The sequence below is a fragment of the Saccharospirillum alexandrii genome, assembly GCF_043641555.1.
Classification (GTDB): domain Bacteria; phylum Pseudomonadota; class Gammaproteobacteria; order Pseudomonadales; family Natronospirillaceae; genus Saccharospirillum; species Saccharospirillum alexandrii_A.
In genome coordinates this window covers 902,853-925,203 of the sequence record NZ_JBHZRJ010000003.1, presented here as the reverse complement: position 1 = coordinate 925,203, position 22,351 = coordinate 902,853, and the positions used below count along the sequence as shown (strand labels likewise).

The following is a 22,351-nucleotide window of genomic DNA, read 5'->3' as shown; positions in this document are numbered from 1 at the left end:
AGGGATTGAGAGGACGCCAAACAACTACTGACGTAGAACAATAAAAGACGCAAGGCACGAAATGAGGTCTGTTCGTTTTGCGTCTTTCGATGTTTCGCGTCAATTATTGTCCTACGTCATTCCATGTCCCGCGTCTTTTGTCTATACCGGGTTGCGACCCACCGAGTAATAGGTAATCCCCTTCTTCTGCATCCGCTTGGGCTCAAACAGGTTGCGGCCGTCGAAGATAACCGGGTCGGTCAGTTGTTGTTTGATGGCATCGAAATCCGGCACCCGAAACGGTTGCCATTCAGTCACAATGGCCAGGGCATCGGCGCCTTTGAGGGCAGCCTCTTTGGTGCCACACAGGGTTAACCCCTCTTCAGCACCGTAAATGCGCTGGGTTTCTTCCATGGCTTCAGGGTCGTAGGCCTGCACTTTGGCGCCGGCGGCCCACAACGCTTCCATCAGTACACGGCTTGGCGCTTCGCGCATATCATCGGTGTTGGGTTTGAAACTAAGACCCCACACCGCGAAGGTTTTCCCTTTCAAATCGCCGTTGTAGTGCGCGTGAATCTTGCTGAACAGAGTGGTTTTCTGTTCGTAGTTACGCGCTTCTACGGCTTTGAGCACTTTGGCGTCGAAGTCGATGCCATCTGCGGTGCGGATGAGCGCCTGAACGTCTTTCGGGAAGCAGGAGCCGCCGTAGCCAACACCCGGATAAATGAACTGGTAACCAATGCGCGGATCGCTGCCGATGCCGTGGCGCACGGCCTCGATGTCAGCGCCCAAACGTTCGGCCAGGTTGGCGATCTCGTTCATGAAACTGATTTTGGTGGCCAGCATGCAGTTGGCGGCGTACTTGGTCAGCTCGGCGCTGCGCACGTCCATCTGGATGATTTTTTCGTGATTGCGGTTGAACGGCTCGTACAGTTCGCGCATGGCTTCTATGGAGTCGGCGCTTTCCGTGCCGATGACGATGCGGTCGGGTCGCATGCAGTCGTTCACGGCCGCACCTTCTTTCAGGAATTCTGGGTTGGAGACAACATCGAAGGTCAGCTTGGCATCGGAGCGTTTTGCCAGAACATCGCTGATGGCAGCGGTTACTTTGTCGGCGGTGCCAACGGGAACCGTCGATTTGTTCACCACAATGGTGTGGCGGTTCATGTTCTCGGCGATGGTTCGGGCCACGGCCAGCACGTATTTCAGATCGGCGCTGCCGTCTTCATCGGGCGGGGTACCTACGGCAATGAACTGGATGTCGCCATGGGCGACGGCTGCAGGGGCATCGGTGGTGAAGCTGAGTCGGCCGGATTCGTAGTTGGCCTTAACCATGGGCTCAAGCCCTGGCTCGTAAATGGGGATGATGCCTTTTTTCAGGTTCTCGACCCGGTTGGCATCGACATCGACACACACGACCTCGTGCCCGGCTTCAGCCAGGCAGGTTCCCTGCACCAGGCCGACGTAGCCAATACCAAATACAGTAATCTTCATGGTTTATCCCTTCACGTTGCGGGTGTAAGTCATAAGTGGAATGCGCGCAGTTTACCGCAGGAGGTTGAGGGCTGCGACACCCGATTGCTTGACCTTTACCCAACGACCGATGTTAGATACACGCCCTTTTTTCAGTGCAGTCTTTTGGATGAGCGTTATCGATGGGTGAACTCTTTGCAATATTAGCCGCGCTGTCGTGGACGCTGGCCGCCTATGGGTTTCGTCATCTGGGCACTGCCCTGTCGCCGTTGCAGTTGAATTTCTGGAAAGGTTTGCTGGCCTGCGTGGGTTTGCTGGCGTTTATCCGGGTGTCTGGCCAGTGGGTCGAGATTCCACCTGAGGTCTTAACGCCCCTGCTGCTCAGTGGCTTCATTGGCATTACGCTGGGCGATACCTTTATTTTCTCGGCGCTGAACCGAATTGGTGAACGCACGACGCTGTCGATTGCCGAATCGAGCGCGCCCTTGTTTGCCATTGGCCTGGGCATGTTGTGGCTGAGCGAGTTTCTGACCTTGTGGCAATGGCTGGGTGCGGCGATGATCATCCCGGCTCTGTTCTGGGTGCTGGAGCCGGAAAACCCGGCGCATCGCAGCCATCCATTTCTGGGCATGGCCTTCGCGCTGGGGGCGGCGTTGTGCCAGGCGCTGGGCATGGTGTTTATGCGCGAGGTGTTTCTGGCGGTCGATATGCCAGCTTCACAGGCATCGTTTTTGCGGCTGGCCGCCGGCATTACCGCCATTCCGCTGATCATTGGCTTGCAACGCAAGGCGTTCTGGCCCCGACTAACAGGCCGCCAATGGGCGATTCTGGCGCTGAGTACCTTTGTTGGTACCCTGCTGGCCATCTGGTTTCAGCAATTGGCGGTTAAGCGCACCGAGGCGGGGGTGGTACAAACCCTGATCGCCACCTGCGCCATTATGGCGTTTTCGATCGACAGGATTCGCGGGCATCGCGCCAGTCGCAAGGCTTGGGGTGGCATGTTATTGGCGGTGGCAGGTGTGGCGGTTATAGCGCTCAACGGGGCGACACACTGACCCCCACCCATCGTTTGCGGCACAGACGTTTTATAACCATAACCAAACACACTAAAACGATTCCGCCAATTACCTTGTTAGCTATATAACAATTCACGATAATACCGCCGCACATCAACGATTTATCCGTTCACTGCGTTAAAGGCCGTCTTTTAGATGAGCGACTACCTGCTTTTGCTGGTTGGCACCATTCTGGTTAACAACTTCGTTCTGGTTCAGTTTCTCGGGCTGTGCCCCTTTATGGGCGTGTCGAGTAAGCTGGAGACGGCCGTGGGCATGTCGGCCGCGACGACCTTTGTGCTGACGCTCTCCTCGGTGGCGAGCTATGTAGTGTACACCTGGCTGCTCGAACCACTGGGGTTGACCTACCTCAGAACCATCAGCTTTATTCTGGTGATCGCCTTTATGGTGCAGTTCACCGAGATGCTGGTACGCAAGACCAGCCCGCTGTTGTACCGGGTGCTGGGCATTTTTCTACCGCTGATCACCACCAACTGCGCGGTGCTTGGGGTTGCGTTGCTGAACATCAGCCGCCAAAACAGCCTGATTGAGAGCTTCTTATACGGCTTTGGCGCGGCCGTCGGCTTTTCGCTGGTGCTGGTGCTGTTTGCCGCCATGCGTGAACGGCTGGCCGTAGCCGATGTACCGGTTCCGTTTCAGGGCGCGGCCATTGGTCTGGTGGCGGCGGGCATTATGTCGCTCGCCTTTATGGGTTTCTCTGGTTTGGTGACGTTGGGGTAATTTATGTGGATCGCGGTTGTCACCCTGCTCATTCTCGCCGCTGTGCTCGGCGGCCTGCTTGGTTTTGCCTCGGTACGGTTCCGGCCCGAGGGTAACCCCATTGTCGATAACATCGACGACATTCTGCCGCAAACCCAGTGCGGCCAATGCGGCTACCCGGGTTGCCGCCCCTATGCCGAGGCCATTGCCAACGGCGACAAGATCAACAAGTGCCCGCCCGGCGGCGAAGCCACCATTCAGGCCCTGGCCGACCTGCTCGATGTAGAACCCGAACCGCTCGATGCCGAACATGGCGAAGAGAAAGGCCGCACCGTCGCGGTGATTCGCGAAGACGAATGCATTGGCTGCACCAAGTGCATTCAGGCCTGCCCGGTCGATGCCATTCTGGGCGCTGCCAAACAGATGCACACCGTCATCGAAAGCGAATGCACCGGCTGTGACCTGTGCGTCGAGCCTTGCCCGGTCGACTGCATTGATATGGTGCCCATTGAAGTCACCCTGCGCAGCTGGCACTGGGACAAACCCGAACCCGGGGTTAGCCTGATCGCGACCGATCAGCCTTCAGACCGGGAGCGTGCCGCATGACTGCCCAGGCTGTAATCGTGACCGACAAGGTGTTTTCGCTGAAAGGTGGCATTCACCCGGATGAACGCAAAACACTCTCTAACACCACCTCCATTACCGAAGTGCCACTGCCCTCAGTACTGGTATTGCCGCTGACCATGCACCTGGGCGCCCCGGCCGACCCGGTGGTATCCGTTGGCTCTACCGTACGCAAAGGTGACGTGCTGGCGACCGCCGTTGGCGGCATCAGCGCGGCAGTGCATGCACCAACGTCTGGCCGAATTTGTGCCATTGAAGAGCGCGTAATTGCCCATGAATCCGGCTTGCCTGCCCCCTGCATTCTGCTCGAAGCCGATGGTGAGGACGACTGGCGCGACCGCAACGGACTACCGAACTGGCGCGAGCAACCCGTCGATGAGCTGATTCAGCGCCTGCGCGATTGTGGCGTGGTTGGCCAGGGCGGCGCAGGCTTCCCGACCGATGTGAAATACCGCAACAAGCACAAGCCGATCACCACCCTGCTGATCAACGCCGCCGAGTGCGAACCCTATATAACGGCCGACGACCGCCTAATGCGCGAGCGCGCTGATGAGGTACTGCAGGGTGCCGTCATCGCCAAACACCTGCTCGGTGCCAACACAATTCGCCTTGGCATTGAAGACAACAAGCCGCAGGCACTGGCCGCCATGCGCGAAGCCGCTGGCCGCCTGGGCATCGACCTGCGCATCAGTGTGGTGCCGACCAAATACCCGAGCGGCGGCGAGCGCCAGCTGATTCAACTGGTCACCGGCCAGGAAGTACCGCGCGGTGGCTTGCCGAGCGATCTGGGCATTGTGTGCCAGAATGTGGGCACCCTGGCCAGCATCTACCGGGCCATAGTGTTTGATGAACCTCTGATCAGCCGGGTGACTACCGTGACCGGTGAGGCCGTAGACGCACCGGGCAACTACGAGGTGCGCATTGGCACCCCCATTGAGACCGTGCTGAATCAGGCTGGTGTTCATCTTAAAAAAGCGGACCGGGTCATCATGGGTGGCCCGATGATGGGTTTTGCCATTCCTGACATTACCGCGCCGCTGATGAAAACCACCAACTGCCTGCTGGTGCCCACGCGCAAGGAACTGCCCCGGCCCATGCCGGATAACCCCTGCATTCGCTGCGGCTTGTGCGAACAAGCCTGCCCGGTCAATCTGCTGCCACAGCAACTGTTCTGGGCTTCAAAACACCGGGACCTCGACGCCGCCGAATTGCATTCGATCAACGATTGCATTGAATGCGGTGCCTGCGCCTATGTGTGCCCGAGCCGCATTCCGCTGGTGCAATATTACCGCTACGCCAAGGGTGAATTGCGCAACGAACAGGAAGAGCAGATCAAATCGGAACGGGCCCGGGCGCGCTTTGAAGCCCGCCAGGCCCGGCTTGAAAAAGAACGTCTGGAGAAAGAAGCCCGCCGCAAAGCCCGCGCCAAAGCAGCGGCCGAAGCCCGTGCTGCCAAGGCTGAGAGCGGCACCGGCGAGCCCGATGCCCAGGACGATGCCATCAAAGCCGCCATGGCACGCGCCAAGGCAAAAAAGGCCGGGGCCACACAGAACACGGCTGAACCAAGCCGGGAAGACCTTGAAAAAGCGTTGGAACTGGCGGCAACGAAAGTCAAAAAAGCCAATGAGCGGCTTGTGGTCGCCGAACAGGAATCGCCGGATATGGTGCCCGCCCTGCGCAAGGCACTGACCAAACTCGAAGAGAAACATCGTACGGCTCAGGCCGCGTTGGAAAACGCCGCTCACGGCGAACCGACACGCACAGACGCCAAAAAGGAAACCGATTCATGACGGGGCTCAACCTGACCTCACCGCACGTGACCGGTCGTACCTCCGTCAGTTGGGTTATGGGCTGGGTACTGCTGGCGCTGGTACCGGGCTGGGTCGTTCTGATCGTCAGCTTCAGTGTCGGCTATGCCATCAACATGGTGTTGGCGTTGCTGACAGCGCTGATCGCCGAGGCACTGTTGCTGGCCTGGCGTGGCCGGCCGGTGATGTTCTTTTTGAAAGACCTGAGCGCTCTGGTGACCGCTGCCCTGCTCGCGCTGGCGCTGCCGCCGCTGGCACCCTGGTGGCTAACCGTTTTGGGCACGATGATCGCCATTGTGTTCGCCAAACAGCTGTTCGGTGGGCTGGGCAACAACCCGTTCAACCCGGCCATGGTCGCCTATGCCCTGCTGCTGGTGTCGTTGCCGCTGTACATGACCACGCGCTGGGCCAGCCCCGACTTTTCGCTCCCTATCGCTGATACGCTAGACATTATTTTTGCAGGCCAGACCCCGGTCGATGGCGCTACCGGTGCCACACCGCTGGATGTCTACAAGCTGGATATCTCGCGGCTAACCTCGGCTGAAGTGCTGCAATCGCCCATTTTCGGCAGCTGGGTCGCCGAAGGCTGGGATATAGCCAACCTGGCGTTTCTGGCAGGCGGTGCCCTGTTGTTGTGGAAACGCATCATCACCTGGCACATCCCGGTCAGCCTGCTGGCAGGCCTTGGCATTATGGCACTGTTGTTCAGCGGCGATGCCGACGTGCGCACGCCTATCGACCTGCATCTGTTCGCCGGGGCAACCATGCTGGGAGCGTTCTTCATCGCCACCGACCCGGTCAGCGCCGCCACCAGCAACAGAGGCAAACTGGTGTATGGTGCCGGCATTGGCGTGCTGATTTACCTGATTCGAACCTGGGGCAACTACCCCGATGCCGTGGCCTTTGCCGTGTTGCTGATGAACTTTGCCGCTCCACTGATCGACCATTACACCCGCCCTCGTGTTTACGGCCACGACAAATCGGTGAAAGGCTTCAAGAATGACTGACGAAACCGATAACAACGCACAACGGGACACCGGCGCCGAAGCACCCATCACGCTGACGCAGGCGATTCGCCGCAGTGCCATCGGCCTGGGGATTTTTGCCGTGTTCACGGCTGGCATTATTGCCGTTACCCAGACCTTGACGGCCGATCGAATCGACACCAATCAGCGCGAATTCGAAGCGCGGTCACTCTACGACCTGACACCGGAAAGCCTGCGCGACAACGACTTACTGGAAACCGCCTACCCGATCGACCTGCCCACCCTGACCGACACCGCGCTGCTGCGACTGAACCGCGACGCCACCTGGTACCAGGCGCGCAAGGACGGGGCCGTGACGGCGGTAATACTCCCCTTCATCGCCCCCGAAGGTTATACCGAACCGATCCGGTTGATTGCCGCCATTGATGCCAGCGGCACGTTGCTGGGCGTGCGGGTGATCACTCATAAAGAGACCCCGGGCCTGGGCGACCAGATAGAAACCAGCAAATCGGACTGGATATTCAGTTTCGACGGCCAGTCGTTCGAGACGATTGAGCCCGATCAGTGGCAGGTGAAAAAAGACGGCGGCGCCTTCGACCAGATGACCGGTGCCACCATCACCCCCCGCGCCATCGTGCGCGCCGTGGCCAGAACACTGACTTTCTTCGAGACCAACCGGGCAGTGCTGTTAAGCACCGACCCTAACACCACCGGAGTCGATTCATGAGCGACGCGACCCCCGCCAAAAACACCGCCTCGGCCCGCGAGCTGACGCGCAACGGTCTGTGGAACAACAACCCTGCCCTGGTGCAGTTGCTGGGCTTATGCCCCCTGCTTGCCGTAACCGGTTCGGTGGTGAATGCGCTTGGGCTGGGCATAGCCACCATGGTGGTGCTGGTCGGCTCCAACACGGCGGTCTCACTGATTCGCCACTACGTGCCGGATTCGGTGCGGTTGCCCGCCTTTGTGATGATCATCGCCTCCTTTACGACCTGCGCCGAATTGTTAATGCAAGCGTTTACCTATGAGCTGTACCAGGTGCTGGGTATTTTTATTCCGCTGATCGTCACCAACTGCACCATTCTCGGCCGAGCTGATGCCTTTGCCCGCAAGAACCCGGTACTGCCGGCGATGCTCGATGGCTTTATGATGTCGCTGGGGTTTCTGGCGGTGCTGATTGTGCTCGGTGGTCTGCGTGAACTGATTGGCCAGGGCACTCTCTTTACCAATATGGATCTGATTTTCGGGCCCGTTGCAGAAAGCTGGGAAATCACCCTGTTTCCAAATTATCCGGATTTTCTGTTTGCCGTTTTGCCACCCGGTGCTTTCGTGGGGTTGGGTTTGTTAATTGCGGTGAAGAACCGGGTGGACTCGGGTATCGAAAAGCGCAAGGCCGCAAAAGCCGAGAAGCCGGTTGCTGGCTCCAAACGCGTGCGGGTAACCGGGAGCATCAGTTAGCGCAATTATGAACAAAACCATACGAACCGACATATTCAGCCGCTTGCGAGCCGCCAACCCCAACCCGGAGACCGAGCTGAATTACAGCACGCCCTTTGAATTGCTGGTGGCGGTCGTGTTATCGGCCCAGGCGACCGACAAAGGGGTTAACAAGGCCACCGACAAACTCTACCCGGTCGCCAACACGCCGCAGGCCATTGTCGACCTGGGTGTTGACGGGTTGAAGGATTACATCAAAACCATCGGTCTGTTTAACAGCAAAGCAGAAAACGTGCACAAGTTGTGTCGGCTGCTGCTCGACCAGCACAGTGACCTGAACCTCGAAGCCGGCGAAATCCCGAACGAGCGAGCCGCCCTGGAAGCCCTGCCCGGTGTCGGCCGTAAAACCGCCAATGTGGTGCTGAACACCGCTTTTGGCCAACCTACCATGGCTGTAGACACCCATATTTTCCGCGTCGCCAACCGCACCCGTATTGCACCGGGCAAGAACGTGGTTGAGGTTGAGCAACGACTGCTAAGACTGATTCCTGCGGAATTCTTGATGGACGCCCACCACTGGCTGATTCTGCACGGGCGCTACACCTGCACAGCCCGCAAGCCCCGTTGCGGTGCCTGCATCATTGAAGATTTGTGCGAGTTCAAAGACAAAACAGAATGATCTGTATTAAGCTAATTACGACAATGGAACCCGGAACAGGACGTTCACCCCATGCAGTATCTGACTCTGGCACTGGATGCCAGTTGCGACTTGCCAACGGCCATTTACCAACGCTTCGACTTGGCCACCCTGCCTTTAACCTGGCTCGCAAAACCAGCCACTTTGCCACCGGATGAGCGCAGCAAGGCAGTAACGGAAGCCTGGTATCAGACAACAGACCACCCAACCCGCCTTTCCTTGCCAGAGCTGCATCAGGATACCCATCTCAGCCAACGTTTAAACGACAACTGGTTGTTGCAGAGTGATGGCACCCTGATTATTACGCCGGCAAAGCATCGTCACCCCGGTCACCACCACTGGAACCATCAGGCCGCCACCCTGCAACCACAGCTCGACCGCCTCCGGCATGCCGCGAACTTGCACAGCCATTTCAGATTGCGCGTTATGGACAGCGGTCATACGCTGGCCGCTTACGGGTTACTGGTTCAGGAGGTCGCCCATTTGCATCGCGATCAGGGGCTCACTATCGACAAACTGCGCCTGCCTCTGCTGGCCTTTGCACCCAGAATTCGACACTTCTTCAGTGTACCGGCGTTTGCCAACCCTGTGCTTTTCCCTCACACCCCTGCTTACCCACCACTGAACTGGCTGAAACGATCCATCATGGCTCACCGGAAGACCTTCCCCGTCTTTCAGGCTCTGGATGGAGAAGAAAAAATGATTCAACGCGCAACCGCTGAAGACCCTATTACCCCAATCGTCGATCTGGTCCAGGCGGCACTGGAAGAAAGCCGGTTGAGTCATTCAGCGGTTAATGCCAGCTTCGCGGGTGACATAGAACCCTTGCAACAACACCCGGCTGTTCGACGACTTCACCAGTTGGTCACGGCACAGGGTGGCCATCTTTGGTTGAGCCCAATGGCCGGGTCATCTGCCTGTCTGTTCGGGCGCAATGCATTTTCAGTGGCGCTGGTGAACTAAGCGCTTTTGAAGAATAACGCGGGTTATTTTTCGCCGCTGGGACTGTTCATTTCATCTTGCTGCAGCAGTTTCAAAAACGACTGGCCCAGCAATTCATCCACCGTACCGTCACGCAGGCGATGATTTCTCAGGTATTGATACAACGCGATGATGTGTTTCAGGGTTTCGGTATCGGGGGTGTGAAAAGGGGTAGCACCGGGCTGGTTCGCGATGATACGCAGGGCCGACTGCAATGCATCGATGGCGACTTCGGGTGCTGCATCAAATGGCAACCCTTCGCCACTGGCCAGCCAGACCAGAGAGCATTGGCTGCCTCGGGCAATTTGGTGTGCCCGCGACAGCGAGGGTTCGGAGCCGTTCAGGTACTTTCGAATCAGGCTTTCGCTGAGGCCGACCGAGCGTGCGTACTCGCTGACGGTACGGCCGGAGATCAGTATTTTCAGGCGATCGGAAAACGACATCAGGCTTCGCGGCGGCTGGCCATGGCCGGAACGGTTTTAAGCGCTACCGACTCACCGGTGTCGGTGAGGCTCCAGCGGCCGAGGTTGTCGAACTGAATCAGCGACATGGAATGCAATTGCAGTTTAACTTCATCGAGTGCCGCACGTTCGAGTTTCACATCGGCCACCGCATGGCTGCCTTGCCAGCGGCGCTTGACGTCGACCAGTGCCAGAGGCTGCAAATACTCGGCCAGTAGAGCGTTGACCCGGGCTTCTGTAACCGGGGTTAACAGGGGGGCGGCCAGCCAGGTAAAGACCGTTTTCCAGGAAACGGAGACGCTTCCGGTCAGCACTTTAAGCTGCCCCTCACGAAACGCCTTGCAACTGAACTGGCTGTGCCAGACCGACCGGGGGTTGGTCAGCGCCGACAAATCAGCGGCGGCACGCGATGAACGGCCGGCAGACAATTCCTGTTTCAGCCGCTCTACTTCGGCCCGTAACGCAGCGAGCTCGGCAGACGATTCAGTCACCGTGCCTGCCTTTTGCCAACCGGGTGCCGGATGCTCTTCCATCACTTGCTCGATGGCGCGCTCAGTGACATCACGCAGCGTTTCTTCGCCGTCCCACTCGTAATAGATACCAGTCTTCAGCAAACCAACCAGCTGATTCAGGCGGGTTTTATCGATGTCGCTCGGGCTGGGAATTTCATGGCCGGTGTAGATAAAGGCGACGGGGGTTTTGTGCTGGGCACGAACGGTGGCGTAAGTCTGATGCAGGTAGCCGACGCCCTGCTCCGTCAGTGGGCCGTATTCATTACCGACCAGCAGGAACACGTAGTCGGCATCGCTTAAGGCAAGTTGGTTCAGTTTCCAGAGGTAATTCGCAGAGACGGCCGGAAACGGCAGGCCGGTGGGAACACACTGCTGCGCCATGATGGCTTCAAACAGCACATTGCGTTCCTTTACGAGGTGACGTTCGAGTGACGCCACCATGATCAATTTTCGTGTTTCAGACATGCTTGCTAACCACCTGCCCCATCCATGTTCGCAGAACCCTGTGATGAACTCGGACCCTTGCGGGCGCTTCTGGCAAAAGTCCGCTTAAAAGTATAACACAGCGTCTGGTAAACATGCCTCTATTCACACCCAGGCCATAGATCTCTGGCATCACAACCGACCTGGCCGGGTGACACCGGTAAAGGCGGGCAAGGGCCAGTCTGTCCCCTCGGTCAGATTAACCAGTTCAAGCAGGATCATCGCCGTCAGACCCCAGATGTGGTGCCCGTCAAAATCGTAATGCGGGATCTGAAACGAAATACCATGACGTTCGATGGGCTGCAGCCGGGGTGCTGTATCGGTAAAAAATGCCCAGGGCACCGTAAACCACTCGGCAATTTCATCCGGGCTGGCCACACACTGGTCGAGGTTCAATACCTTGCCGACAAACGGAAATACCTGAACCCCATTTTTCGACAAACCGGTCGATAACGGGCCCAGCACCTGAATCAGATCGGGCGACAAATTCAATTCTTCGTGCGTTTCGCGCAATGCTGTGGCCTGCAACGAGGTGTCTTCGGGCTCCCACATCCCCCCCGGAAACGCGATATCTCCGGGGTGCGAATTCAAATGACTGGCCCGAACCGTCAGCAACAGAGAGGGTTCACCAGCGTTGTCGACAAGCGGCACCAACACCCCCGCTCGCGGCTGGTCGAGCGAAAGCAGTCGTGGTTCATGGGTCGTCAACCGGCGTTCCAGTTGGTTAAAAAACGGGGAATAAGCAGTCATGGCCTTATTTTCGCACGTTTACAGCGCTGTGAGTGGCGTAGCGCACCGACCGTTTTCATGACCTTTACGGAGCAACCGTAAATAGACTGTTTTTTGAACAGTGTCACTGCCATTTACCACTCAGTAGTGCTAGATTAAATCGGACAAGGACGAGTCTGGTTCACACCCAGCCCAGTATAAGGTAACGAGAAGTAGGTTGTAGACCTGAATAGGCAACCCATCCATACGGAGACTGTGATGGCCAACCCTGTAATCGAACTGCCCGCCTTTGATACCCTTAAAGCGCTGGCTGATAAAGACCCCGAAGCGCTGGAAACCCTGCGCAATCAGCTGGTCGCTGAGGTGATTGAACGGGCGCCGAGTCACCAGCGGGCGCAATTGCAGGGCCTTCAGTTTGTACTCGATATGGAGCGCCGCCGGGCTAAAAATCCGATGCAATGTTGTATTCGTATGTCTCAACTCATGCATGAACGGGTCGACCGGTTACGCGAATGCCTCAAAGATACGCTGTATTACGACGGCCTGGCCAGCGTTGGAGCACAGGCCGAGCAGGATCACAATGCAGTGATACTGCATTTTCCCCGGCCGGTTCAAGACGCGCCGCCGAAGTCCTGATAGGCTTGTCGCAAAGAACCCACAACGAACCATTTTATTCATGAATTTTTGCAGCCATTGCGGACACCGGGTGCGATTCGACACCCCTGAACTCGATAACCGCCCCCGCTTTATGTGCGACCAGTGCGGTACAGTCCACTACCAAAACCCTCGTGTTATTACCGGTACCTTGCCGGTGGCTCCCGATGGACGGATTTTGCTCTGCCGGCGCGCCATTGAACCCCGTCATGGTTACTGGACCCTGCCCGCCGGCTTTATGGAAAACGGTGAAACGACGGTTGAAGGTGCGCTGCGGGAGACGGTCGAGGAATCCCGCGTGATGGGGAAAAACCCGCAACTGCTGTCAATGGTCAGCTTGCCGGATTTTGATCAGGTGCATGTGTTTTACCGGATCGATATGCCCGACTTTTCGTTCGAAACCACGCCCGAAAGCAGTGAAGTGATACTGTTTCACCACCAGGACATCCCCTGGGATGAGATCGCCTTTCTGACGGTCAAGGTAACGCTTGAGCATTACCTGGAGCATTTGAATACCGAGCATGTTCCGGTGCTTAATTCGGTGGTGCATCGGCCGAAGCAGATGAGGTAAAGATGCTCGTGTCATGAGCCAATTTTAACTCAAGTTTCGGAGTTCGGGTTTCCTGAGAGGCATTGTCCCGCACCGGGAACCGGGTAGACCCCTGTGGGGTCGGCGTGAACCCATCCATGGGGCCTAGACCGCAGCATCCCTGCTGCGGACTTCCCCACAGTGGTCTACCCGGCACCCAGTGCTAGGGAGCCTCTGAATAACTCCCCCGGGACTCTGGCTTATCCGAGGGACGTTGCCGCAAGGCGGACTCATGCAGGAATGTCTAGACCTTTCAAATGAGTCCAACGCAGTGGCAGCGTTCCTCGGAAAGCCCCGGAGGGCGCGGCTAAAACGTCCTGCCACGGCGTTGCACTTCTTGACAAGGGCTACGGCCATTGCACTGCGAAGTGCGCCTTGTGGCAGAACGTTTTAGCTCGCGCAGAGCCCTGGGGGAGTTATTCAGAGGCTCCCTAGTCTCCTGAGCGAACTCCGAAACTTGAGTTAAAAATACCGGGTTTGTCGCCGTGTAATCGCCTGCAACCCACTGACACCCAGCTCTACCCCCCAGCCAGATTCGCCCATGCCACCGAACGGTACATCGATGCGACTTCGCATCGGCTTGTTAATGGCCACGTTGCGAGTGGTTAGCCTGCGCGCGATTCCGGTTGCTTCCTCAAGTGAACCACTCCAGACCGCGCCGCCCAACCCATACCGGCTTCGATTGGCCCACTGAACCGCCTGGTCAACCGTTGAGTAGGCCGCCAGTTGCAGTACCGGGCCGAAAATTTCATCCGGCCATACCGGGCTGGTCATCGGGTCATCGGTTACGGCCCAGGCCGGGCTGACGTATAGCCCCTCTACGTTAGGGTCTTCACTGTGCCGGGTCGCGGTTACCTTCAGGTTGTGCCACTGCTGGAGCAGGCGGTCGCGAATGTCGGGTCGGGCCAGAGGGCCTAGTGTACAGCCTTCAGATTCCGGCTCAGCCGGCGTAAAATCCGCCAGACGCTCCTGCACCCGGGCCAGGACGGCATCCAGCCGGGTTTCCGGTATCAGCCAGCGTTTGGCACAAAGACAGCTTTGACCCGAATTATTGAGCCGGGATGCCAGAGCATTGTCGACAAAGGCGTTCAGATCGCCACTGTCGGTCAGTAGCCAGACATCGCTGCCCCCCAGCTCAAGCGTGCTGGGAATCAGCCGTTCAGCACAGGCCACCGCGATGGCCCGGCCCGCATTACTGCTGCCGGTAAAATGCACCTGGCGCAAATGGGGGTGATCGTACACAGCGGGCAGCACATCAATGTCGATCTGCAACAGGGCTACCGCGTCGGCAGGAAAACCGGCCTGGTGCATCAGGTCGAGGAGCATTCGGGAGCTGAGCCAGACGTTTGGGGCGGGTTTAATGGCCACCGTATTGCCCGCCAGCAACGCCGGCAGCGCAAAGCGGCACACCTGCCAGACCGGGTAATTCCAGGGCATGATGCCGAGAATGCCACCCCAGGGCTCGAAGCTCAGCACGGCATCCGGTTGCACATCGGTTTGCTCTAGCGCGGCGGGGCCCTGTGCAACCAGGTATCCGATCAGATCGATCGTCTTGCTCAGTTCAGCCAGTGACTGGGCAAGAGGTTTGCCCATCTCCCGGCTGATCTGCCGGGCCAGAGAGTCTTGGTTCGTCGCCAACAACCCGGAGAGCGCTTCAAGCCAGCGCGTGCGCTGCTCCAGTGGCAATGCCGCCAGTGCAGGCCATACTGTCTGCTGGCGCTCCAGAACCTCTATCGTTTCAGTCTGTGACCAGCCTTTCGCCTCGAACAGGCATTCCTGACTGGCTGGATTCACAGATCTGAATACACTCATGGTACATCCTATTTTGAGGCGAAATGTTGTAAAGTTACAATCCGGCCAGGTGTTGTCGTCCCTTCGCCGGCTCCGTCCGTATTGAAAGAGGGGCGCAGTGACAGGGTTATTAGTACAATTAAGCCACTCTGTCGCTTACACGATGCACACAAAAAATGAAAGAAAAGTACGACTACAGGGTTGACCACTGTAGGAAGCACTTGTTCGGTGCACCGGTGCAGGGAGCGCATTCTAAAGCATCGGTTGCCAAAGTTAACCTTTTCCCGGGAGAGATCGACACATGACTGTAATTCCTGACACCCTGCGTGAAAACGTACGTCTGCTGGGCGAACTGCTGGGCGATACCCTGCTGGAAACCCGAGGCCCGGAGCTGTTCCGCAAGGTTGAAGAAATTCGCCGTCTTGGCAAGGCCGTTAATACCGCCGAGAGCAGCGATCCGCAGCCGCTGATCGATGTGCTGTCGAGCCTGGAAGACGACGACGTACTGCCCATTGTCCGAGCTTTCAGTCAGTTCCTGAATCTGGCCAACATTGCCGACCAGCAATTTTTTTCCAGTGCTGAAGCCAATCAACGCGAAGCGGTGGAAGACACCCTGGAACAACTGGTCGATACGCTCGGCAAAGACAGCGTGGCCGATGCCCTGCGCAACCTGAACATTGAACTGGTGCTGACCGCCCACCCCACCGAAGTGACGCGCCGTACCCTGATTCGCAAACACGAACGCATTGCCGAAGACCTCGCCGACCTGAAACGCAACGACCTGCTGCGTTATGAACGGACCGAGCTGAAGTCGAACCTGCGCCGCACCGTCAACGAGATCTGGCACACCAATGAGATTCGGGACGAACGGCCAACCGCTGTCGATGAAGCCAAATGGGGCTTCGCCGTTATCGAAAACTCGCTCTGGCACGCCGTACCGCAATTTCTGCGCGAACTCGATCGTACGGCCCGCTCCCGTCTGGGTCAGGGCTTGAGCGTCGATGCCTCACCGTTCCACTTTTACTCCTGGATGGGCGGTGACCGCGACGGCAACCCGAACGTTACCCACAAGGTTACGCAGGAAGTGATATTGCTCGGGCGCTGGATGGCGGCCGACCTGTACCTGAAAGACATTCACGATCTGGCCGGTGACCTCAGCATGAGCGAAGCCAGCGCCGATTTGATGGCCGAGGTGGGTGAAACACCAACGCCCTACCGCGCCAAACTGCACGGCTTGCGCGCCCGGCTGGAACATACCCTGGCCTGGGCCGAACGCCGGGTTCAGGGCGAAACGCTAGCCGCGCCGGATGACGTCATTGTCACCCGCGACGACATTCTGGCTCCGCTGATGACCTGTTACGACTCTCTGCTGGAATGCGGTATGAATCGCATTGCCAACGGGGCGCTGCTCGATTGCATTCGGCGTGTGCACTGCTTTGGCGTCAACCTGGTGCCGCTCGATATTCGCCAGGACAGCGAACGCCACATACTGGCCATCGATGAAGTGACCCGCTACCTGGGCCTGGGCGACTACAAAGACTGGGATGAAGACCAGCGAGAAGCCTTTTTGCTGGAGCAACTGGGCAGTCGTCGCCCGTTGATTCCGCGCCACTGGGAACCGGGAGCGGATACCCGGGAAGTACTGGATACCGCCCGCATTCTGGCAGAAGAGCCAGCCGAGGTGTTATCGAGCTACATCATTTCGATGGCCAAACAACCGTCGGACGTGCTGGCCGTCGCGTTGCTGTTAAAAGAAAGTGGCCTCGACTGGAACGTGCCCATCGTCCCCCTGTTTGAAACCCTCGATGACCTCGACCGTTCGGTGTCGGTCATGGAAAAACTCTGGTCACTGCCCTGGTACCGCGAGTATTGCGGCGGCAAACAGACCGTAATGATTGGCTATTCAGACTCAGCCAAAGATGCCGGCAAACTGACCGCTACCTGGGCTCAGTACAAGGCTCAGGAGCGCCTGGTCAAGCTGGCCAGCGATAACGACATTCACCTGATGCTGTTCCACGGCCGGGGCGGCACCGTTGGCCGGGGCGGTGGCCCGGTTGAAAAGGCCATGGCATCCCAGCCGCCCGGGTCGGTACGTGGCGCCATTCGGGTCACAGAGCAAGGCGAGATGATTCGCTACAAGTTCGGCATGCCCCGGGTGGCCGTGCGCAGCCTCAGCATTTATGTGGCAGCCACTCTGCGCGCCACCCTGGAACCGAGTGCCGCGCCCAAAGCTGAATGGCGTGACCTGATGGAAGCGATGTCAAAGGCCAGCCTGGAGCGTTACCGCTCGGTGGTGCGGCACGATGAGCGCTTTGTACCCTATTTCAGAAGCCTGACCCCCGAACAGGAACTGGGCATGCTGGCGCTGGGCAGCCGGCCGGCCAAACGCAAGGCAACCGGCGGAGTCGAAAGCCTGCGCGCCATTCCCTGGGTATTTGCCTGGATGCAGGTACGGCTGAACATGCCTTCCTGGCTGGGTGCGCGCCAGGCGCTGGAACATGGCCTGGCGACAAACCCGGAGCTGCTGCAGGACATGGTTGAGAACTGGACGTTCTTCAGCAGCTTTCTCGACCTGCTGGAAATGGTGCTGGGCAAAGCCGACGGCTCGATCACGGCTTACTACGAGCAACAACTGGTACCACCGGAATTGCATGAACTGGGCGAAGACCTGCGTGAAGACCTGAAAGCCAGTGAGGTGTTGCTTAACCAGATCAAGAAACAACAGGTGCTGCTGGAAAGCGACCCGCTACTGGCGCAATCGATTCTGGTGCGCAACCCCTACACCGACCCGCTGAACTACTTGCAGGCGGAACTGTTGAAACGGGCTCGTAAAACGGGGAATCTCGACCCACAACTTGAGCGTGCCCTGAAAGTGACCATGGCCGGCATTTCAGCTGGCATGCGCAACACAGGGTAACCGGACTGGGCTGGTCTTTCGCGCTAGGCCAGCCCTCTGGGTGACAGAAAGAACTGTCATCGAGGGGGCTGGCCCTGTTAGGCGATGGGGTCTTCGCCGGTACGGATACTCCCAGTCGCCCCTTGCTTTAATCGGAGCCTTTCGCCCTGCTATCGACTGAAGTCTAACCGCCAATGGTTGAGCTTGACGGCCTTGGCGGGTATCTTAGCGTCTGGCTGATGCAGGCCTATAAGTTCGACACTGCATCAAGATCACCAAAAATAACAGGAATTAAACGATTTTACCGCTAGTTGCCGCCACATAGAGCAGCATACTGACGCTCAGACCGGAGCCGCACTCCTGGCGTTTACAGGGGGTATCTGGCTCACGACCCCTGAATAGGACACTGAATTTGCAATAACGAGTGGATCGCTCAGTCGGTTCAGACTTTTTTAAACCATGTTTTTCAAGATTAAACATTAACGAGGAGCTCGCCATCTATGCGCATTATTCTGCTGGGTGCACCTGGTGCCGGTAAAGGGACGCAAGCCCAATACATCACCGAAAAATTTCAGATTCCGCAAATCTCCACGGGCGACATGCTGCGTGCCGCCGTTAAAGCGGGCAGCCCTTTGGGCGTGAAGGTTAAGGAAGTCATGGCTTCTGGCGGCCTGGTCTCGGATGAAACCATCATTGAACTGATCAAAGAGCGCCTGACGCAACCGGATTGCGCCAATGGCTGCCTGTTCGACGGCTTCCCGCGCACCATCCCACAGGCTGAAGCCCTGAAAAACGAAGGCATTCGCATCGACTACGTCATCGACATCGATGTTCCCGATGAAGAAATCATCAAGCGCCTGAGCGGTCGCCGTGTACACGAAGCCTCTGGCCGTGTGTATCACGTCGACAATAACCCGCCCAAGCAGGACGGTAAGGACGACGAAACCGGCGACACCCTGGTGCAGCGCGAAGACGACAAGAAAGAAACCGTCGCCAAGCGCCTGGAAGTCTACCACGCCCAGACTGAGCCGCTGATTGGCTTCTATAAGGACCTGGCCGCGAAAGAACCCGAGGTAGCACCGAAATACATTCATGTACCGGGTATCGGCAGCTTTGAGGATATTCGGGATAAGATTCTTGCTGAGCTGTGAGCTAAGAGCTGTTAGCTACTAGTTTTGAGTTTTTGAGCCCGCTTTTTAGCGGGCTTTTTTGTAGGTGGGGTTTGGAGGGAATTTCGGCTATTTCCATTCAACCTCAAGCTGAGTGTTGGCTGCTGGGTCTGGTTATCCGGGGTAGTCTGAGGCATGGATGCCGAAGCCTAGGCCCCATGGACGGGTTCACACCGACCCCGGATAGCCTTACCCAGTGGCCGGCACGGGCTCATGGCACGGAATTAATGCCAACGAAGTAACCACCGAAACCCAGTGACGGGCGATGGTTCAGTGGAGTGAGTCCGTAGGGGATTGGTGGCTGTAACCCAGCCGGGGCCACGAACGGAGGCCTGCGCTTTGCGCAGGTTAAACAAAAAAGGGGTCCCCTTGGGGTATGAGACAGTACTTGGCTAGCTGGAGTCCTGAGGGATGGGCTCGATCACGTTCCTGTGATCGATCCGGCTTCGCCGGACGCTGGCGCAGCCCTGAACGCTCCTGGCGTTCAGTCGAACCGCGGGGGCCACGAACGAAGGCCTGCGCTTTGCGCAGGTTAAACAAAAAAGGGGTCCCCTTGGGGACCCCTTTTTTGTTTAATTTGGCGGAGAGTGAGGGATTCGAACCCCCGGTAGGCTTTCGCCTACGTCTGATTTCAAGTCAGGTGCATTCAACCGAACTCTGCCAACTCTCCTTAACAACGGGGCGTATGTTAACGAACCTGTGTTGGGTGTCAACCAAAAAGTTGCTAAGCTGCTGAAATTAAACAAGAAAGATCGTCCACCGCGGAGACCCACTTATGTACTTACTGGTTGTTTATGTGCCTGAAACACACACCGAGGCGCTGATTGGAGCACTGTCTGACGCTGGCGCCGGTAACATCGGCGATTATGATCGTTGTGCCTGGTCGGTGCTGGGTCAGGGGCAGTTTCGACCGTTGGCCGGAGCCAACCCTACCCTGGGACAAACCGGGCAGTTGGAGCGCGTTGCCGAGCATCGCGTGGAAATGGTGGTTAAGAAAGACCGCATCAAAACGGTACTGCAGGCTCTCGTGGTCGCACACCCTTACGAAGAGCCTGCGCATCATGTGATGGCGGTCATGGATCGGCGAGACTTCCTATAGGCTACATGACAGTAGGCTAAACCGCTGTTTTCTGGCAAACACCCATAAAAAAACCCGGGGCACTGGGTGCGCCGGGCTAAAATATTTTGCAAGAGAGTCAAAACGCTGCGTATCTTACGATTCAGCAGCGTAATGTAAACACTACCACCCGATTACGTCGCTTTTATTAAAATCGACCGGTTGTACATAAAATACTACACATCCCTACCCTGGCGTTAATTGTCGTCCTGCGGGCGCAAACCACCGTCCAGGCGACCTTCAAACAAATCGTCTACCGTCGGCGGCAAATAACGATCGTCTACATGATCCATGGTCTGAATGCGTACATCCCATATGCCATCCATACGGCGTGCTCTCAGATCTTCATCGCCATCCACTATGATCGTTGGGCGAATAATGACCATCAAATTGGTTTTTTGACGCTCGGTCGAGGTACTTTTGAACAGGTGGCCCAAGATCGGAATCCGCCCCAACAACGGGACCCGGCTTTCACGTTCGATCAGGGTGTCGTCAATCAACCCACCTAGAACTATGGTACGACCATCGCCAATCAGTACTTCTGTTTTGACTTGCCGCTTGTCAGTAATGATGTCTACGGCACCGAAGGTGTTGTTGCCTGAAATGGATTCGACCACCTGGTCGACCTCCAAACGCACAGAGCCATCCTGCTGAACATGGGGTATAACCGTAAGCGTGGTACCGACATCCTGGCGCTCAATGACAAACGGGTTTTCATCGCTTCCATTGCCACCCGTTTTGAAGGGTACAGAGCTGCCCACGGTGATAAAGGCCTCGCTGTTATCCAACGTCATGACGCTCGGTGTCGACAACAAATTCGTGTTCGACTGGGATTCGATCGCCTGAATAATGGCTGCAAAATTAGGGGTATCACTGATGGGGTCAACCAACCCCAGGAAAGCACCGTTCGGCAAAGCACCCACGTTTTGACTCGCCGCACCGGCTACCACACTGGGTAAGGAGGAAATCGCACCGTCAATGCCCAGGTTGGTGCTACCAAAGGGTACACCATCGCTCACGCGCTCAGGGTTCGTCGCCCATTGAATGCCCAGGGCATCACTGACATTACCATTCACTTCAACGATAGCCGCTTCAATCAACACCTGTTTACGACGCACGTCCAGTTGGCGAATGATGCTTTCAATTTCGGTCATGACCGAAGGCTCAGCACGCACAACCAACGCGTTCAAATCTTCGTCCGCGAGTATGTTGACCGGACCGGCAGGTGGTGCTGTTTGGCCATTGGAGCTTGCCTGAGCGGCACCTCCGGTAAACCCTTTGAGCAACTCAGCCATCCGCGCGGCGTCAGCATTGTTCAAGAAGATAACCTTCGAAGCACTGTTCTCCTGGGCGGGAATATCGAGCTCGCGGATCAGGGCGATAATTTGCGCCCGGGCATCGGCTTCGCCCTTAATGATGATGCGATTACTGCGCTCATCGCCAACGAGGTGGACGCTGCGCAAGCCACGTACGTCACCGCCCTGCTGAGACCCGGAAGTAACCGGTGTGGGGGCGACACGTTCGAGCAGCGTAATCACATTGCCCACCCAGGCATGCTCGAGTTCTATGACTTCTATTTCTTCGCTGCCAGCGCGGTCAAGCAATTCAACGATTTCTGAAATTCGTTCAATGTTGGTGGCCCGGTCAGCGATGATCAGCGCGTTGGCAGTGCTGACCCCCGCCAGGTGACCATACTTGGCAACCAATGGCCGAAGAATTGGCACCAGCTCCATGGCAGATGTATTCTGGATCGGGAAAACCCGAATGATGATCTCTTCACCTGACATCGACCCATCGGTATCAACCTCGAGACCTGCAGATTTGATGTCGGCCTGGCCGATAATTTTAATGGCGTTATCGGTCTCTACGGCAGAAAAACCATAGACTTCAATGGTAGCCAGAAATATTTCGTAGATGGCGTCGGCGGTCAGGTTGCGATCGGAGATAACCGTTACCTGGCCACGCACCCGGGGGTCGACGATAAAGCTCTTGCCGGTAACGCGCGCCACCAGGTCAATCACTTCATTAATGTCGGCACCCTGCATGTTCAACTGATAGGTTGGCTCTTCGGCGCGAACCGGAAGGCTGACCAGCACCAGCGCCAGAGTCAGTAGCAGTGACCGTAACAGGGGTTCCGCAATCCTGCGAACCGGGCTGAAAGCATGCATCTTGTTGTCCTTTCTTAATCGA

The 22,351-nt window shown here is 57.3% G+C and carries 20 protein-coding genes and 1 tRNA gene; 14 read left to right on the top strand and 7 right to left on the bottom strand.

What is annotated here, in order from left to right; translation table 11 throughout:
- Positions 1-141: 141 nt before the first annotated feature.
- The gene (locus ACHUE7_RS14300; protein ID WP_394170572.1) at positions 142-1,473 is read right to left on the bottom strand and encodes a UDP-glucose dehydrogenase family protein; all 1,332 of its coding nucleotides are present in this window, start codon (positions 1,471-1,473) and stop codon (positions 142-144) included.
- A 161-nt stretch (positions 1,474-1,634) separates the two neighbouring features.
- Here ACHUE7_RS14300 and ACHUE7_RS14295 point away from each other — a divergent pair, with 161 nt between their 5' ends.
- From ACHUE7_RS14295 to ACHUE7_RS14255, 9 genes are all read left to right on the top strand, one after another.
- Complete coding sequence (locus ACHUE7_RS14295) at positions 1,635-2,507, top strand: DMT family transporter (RefSeq protein ID WP_394170571.1); 873 nt, start codon at positions 1,635-1,637, stop codon at positions 2,505-2,507.
- Between the two features lie 156 nt (positions 2,508-2,663).
- Positions 2,664-3,248: an electron transport complex subunit RsxA gene (gene rsxA / locus ACHUE7_RS14290; protein ID WP_028672676.1), complete on the top strand. Its 585-nt coding sequence runs from the start codon at positions 2,664-2,666 to the stop codon at positions 3,246-3,248.
- Between the two features lie 3 nt (positions 3,249-3,251).
- Entirely contained in the window at positions 3,252-3,833 is a 582-nt protein-coding gene (gene rsxB, locus ACHUE7_RS14285) for an electron transport complex subunit RsxB (protein ID WP_394170570.1), read from the top strand.
- Positions 3,830-5,641, top strand: a complete 1,812-nt coding sequence (gene rsxC / locus ACHUE7_RS14280) for an electron transport complex subunit RsxC (protein ID WP_394170569.1) — start codon at positions 3,830-3,832, stop codon at positions 5,639-5,641. The genes rsxB and rsxC overlap by 4 nt, the downstream gene beginning before the upstream one ends.
- On the top strand, positions 5,638-6,666 hold the full coding sequence (locus ACHUE7_RS14275; RefSeq protein ID WP_394170568.1) for an RnfABCDGE type electron transport complex subunit D: 1,029 nt from the start codon (positions 5,638-5,640) through the stop codon (positions 6,664-6,666). The genes rsxC and ACHUE7_RS14275 overlap by 4 nt, the downstream gene beginning before the upstream one ends.
- Positions 6,659-7,372, top strand: a complete 714-nt coding sequence (gene rsxG, locus ACHUE7_RS14270) for an electron transport complex subunit RsxG (protein WP_394170567.1) — start codon at positions 6,659-6,661, stop codon at positions 7,370-7,372. The genes ACHUE7_RS14275 and rsxG overlap by 8 nt, the downstream gene beginning before the upstream one ends.
- Entirely contained in the window at positions 7,369-8,103 is a 735-nt protein-coding gene (locus ACHUE7_RS14265; protein WP_394170566.1) for an electron transport complex subunit E, read from the top strand. Before rsxG ends, ACHUE7_RS14265 begins: the two co-directional genes overlap by 4 nt.
- 7 nt (positions 8,104-8,110) lie before the next feature.
- The gene (gene nth / locus ACHUE7_RS14260) at positions 8,111-8,761 is read left to right on the top strand and encodes an endonuclease III (RefSeq protein ID WP_394170565.1); all 651 of its coding nucleotides are present in this window, start codon (positions 8,111-8,113) and stop codon (positions 8,759-8,761) included.
- Positions 8,762-8,812: 51 nt separating this feature from the next.
- Entirely contained in the window at positions 8,813-9,742 is a 930-nt protein-coding gene (locus ACHUE7_RS14255) for a hypothetical protein (RefSeq protein WP_394170564.1), read from the top strand.
- A 23-nt stretch (positions 9,743-9,765) separates the two neighbouring features.
- Here ACHUE7_RS14255 and ACHUE7_RS14250 read toward each other — a convergent pair whose 3' ends face one another.
- From ACHUE7_RS14250 to ACHUE7_RS14240, 3 genes are all read right to left on the bottom strand, one after another.
- Complete coding sequence (locus tag ACHUE7_RS14250; protein WP_394170563.1) at positions 9,766-10,203, bottom strand: helix-turn-helix domain-containing protein; 438 nt, start codon at positions 10,201-10,203, stop codon at positions 9,766-9,768.
- Positions 10,203-11,198 (bottom strand): DUF4062 domain-containing protein, encoded by a 996-nt coding sequence (locus tag ACHUE7_RS14245; protein WP_394170562.1) that lies wholly within the window; start codon positions 11,196-11,198, stop codon positions 10,203-10,205. The genes ACHUE7_RS14250 and ACHUE7_RS14245 overlap by 1 nt, the downstream gene beginning before the upstream one ends.
- 150 nt (positions 11,199-11,348) lie before the next feature.
- Positions 11,349-11,966: an NUDIX hydrolase gene (locus ACHUE7_RS14240; RefSeq protein WP_394170561.1), complete on the bottom strand. Its 618-nt coding sequence runs from the start codon at positions 11,964-11,966 to the stop codon at positions 11,349-11,351.
- 237 nt (positions 11,967-12,203) lie between these two features.
- Here ACHUE7_RS14240 and ACHUE7_RS14235 point away from each other — a divergent pair, with 237 nt between their 5' ends.
- Both ACHUE7_RS14235 and ACHUE7_RS14230 read left to right on the top strand, forming a co-directional pair.
- On the top strand, positions 12,204-12,581 hold the full coding sequence (locus ACHUE7_RS14235) for a DUF3135 domain-containing protein (RefSeq protein WP_394170560.1): 378 nt from the start codon (positions 12,204-12,206) through the stop codon (positions 12,579-12,581).
- Positions 12,582-12,621: 40 nt separating this feature from the next.
- On the top strand, positions 12,622-13,170 hold the full coding sequence (locus ACHUE7_RS14230) for an NUDIX hydrolase (protein WP_394170559.1): 549 nt from the start codon (positions 12,622-12,624) through the stop codon (positions 13,168-13,170).
- Between the two features lie 480 nt (positions 13,171-13,650).
- On the opposite strand, the gene ACHUE7_RS14225 is transcribed toward ACHUE7_RS14230, so the two are convergent.
- The gene (locus ACHUE7_RS14225) at positions 13,651-15,000 is read right to left on the bottom strand and encodes an aldehyde dehydrogenase family protein (protein ID WP_394170558.1); all 1,350 of its coding nucleotides are present in this window, start codon (positions 14,998-15,000) and stop codon (positions 13,651-13,653) included.
- A gap of 280 nt (positions 15,001-15,280) precedes the next feature.
- Between ACHUE7_RS14225 and ppc the strand changes: the two genes are divergently transcribed.
- Both ppc and adk read left to right on the top strand, forming a co-directional pair.
- Positions 15,281-17,896 carry a phosphoenolpyruvate carboxylase gene (gene ppc, locus ACHUE7_RS14220; protein ID WP_394170557.1) on the top strand — a complete coding sequence of 872 codons (2,616 nt, stop codon included), beginning with the start codon at positions 15,281-15,283 and terminating at the stop codon, positions 17,894-17,896.
- A gap of 479 nt (positions 17,897-18,375) precedes the next feature.
- The gene (adk, locus tag ACHUE7_RS14215) at positions 18,376-19,026 is read left to right on the top strand and encodes an adenylate kinase (RefSeq protein WP_394170556.1); all 651 of its coding nucleotides are present in this window, start codon (positions 18,376-18,378) and stop codon (positions 19,024-19,026) included.
- Positions 19,027-19,622: 596 nt separating this feature from the next.
- Here the strand turns inward: adk and ACHUE7_RS14210 are convergent.
- Positions 19,623-19,714: transfer RNA gene (locus tag ACHUE7_RS14210), tRNA-Ser, on the bottom strand.
- Positions 19,715-19,819: 105 nt separating this feature from the next.
- Here ACHUE7_RS14210 and ACHUE7_RS14205 point away from each other — a divergent pair.
- Positions 19,820-20,143 (top strand): YqfO family protein, encoded by a 324-nt coding sequence (locus tag ACHUE7_RS14205; RefSeq protein WP_394170555.1) that lies wholly within the window; start codon positions 19,820-19,822, stop codon positions 20,141-20,143.
- A 215-nt stretch (positions 20,144-20,358) separates the two neighbouring features.
- On the opposite strand, the gene gspD is transcribed toward ACHUE7_RS14205, so the two are convergent.
- Positions 20,359-22,329 (bottom strand): type II secretion system secretin GspD, encoded by a 1,971-nt coding sequence (gene gspD, locus ACHUE7_RS14200; protein ID WP_394170554.1) that lies wholly within the window; start codon positions 22,327-22,329, stop codon positions 20,359-20,361.
- Between the last annotated feature and the right edge of the window lie 22 nt (positions 22,330-22,351).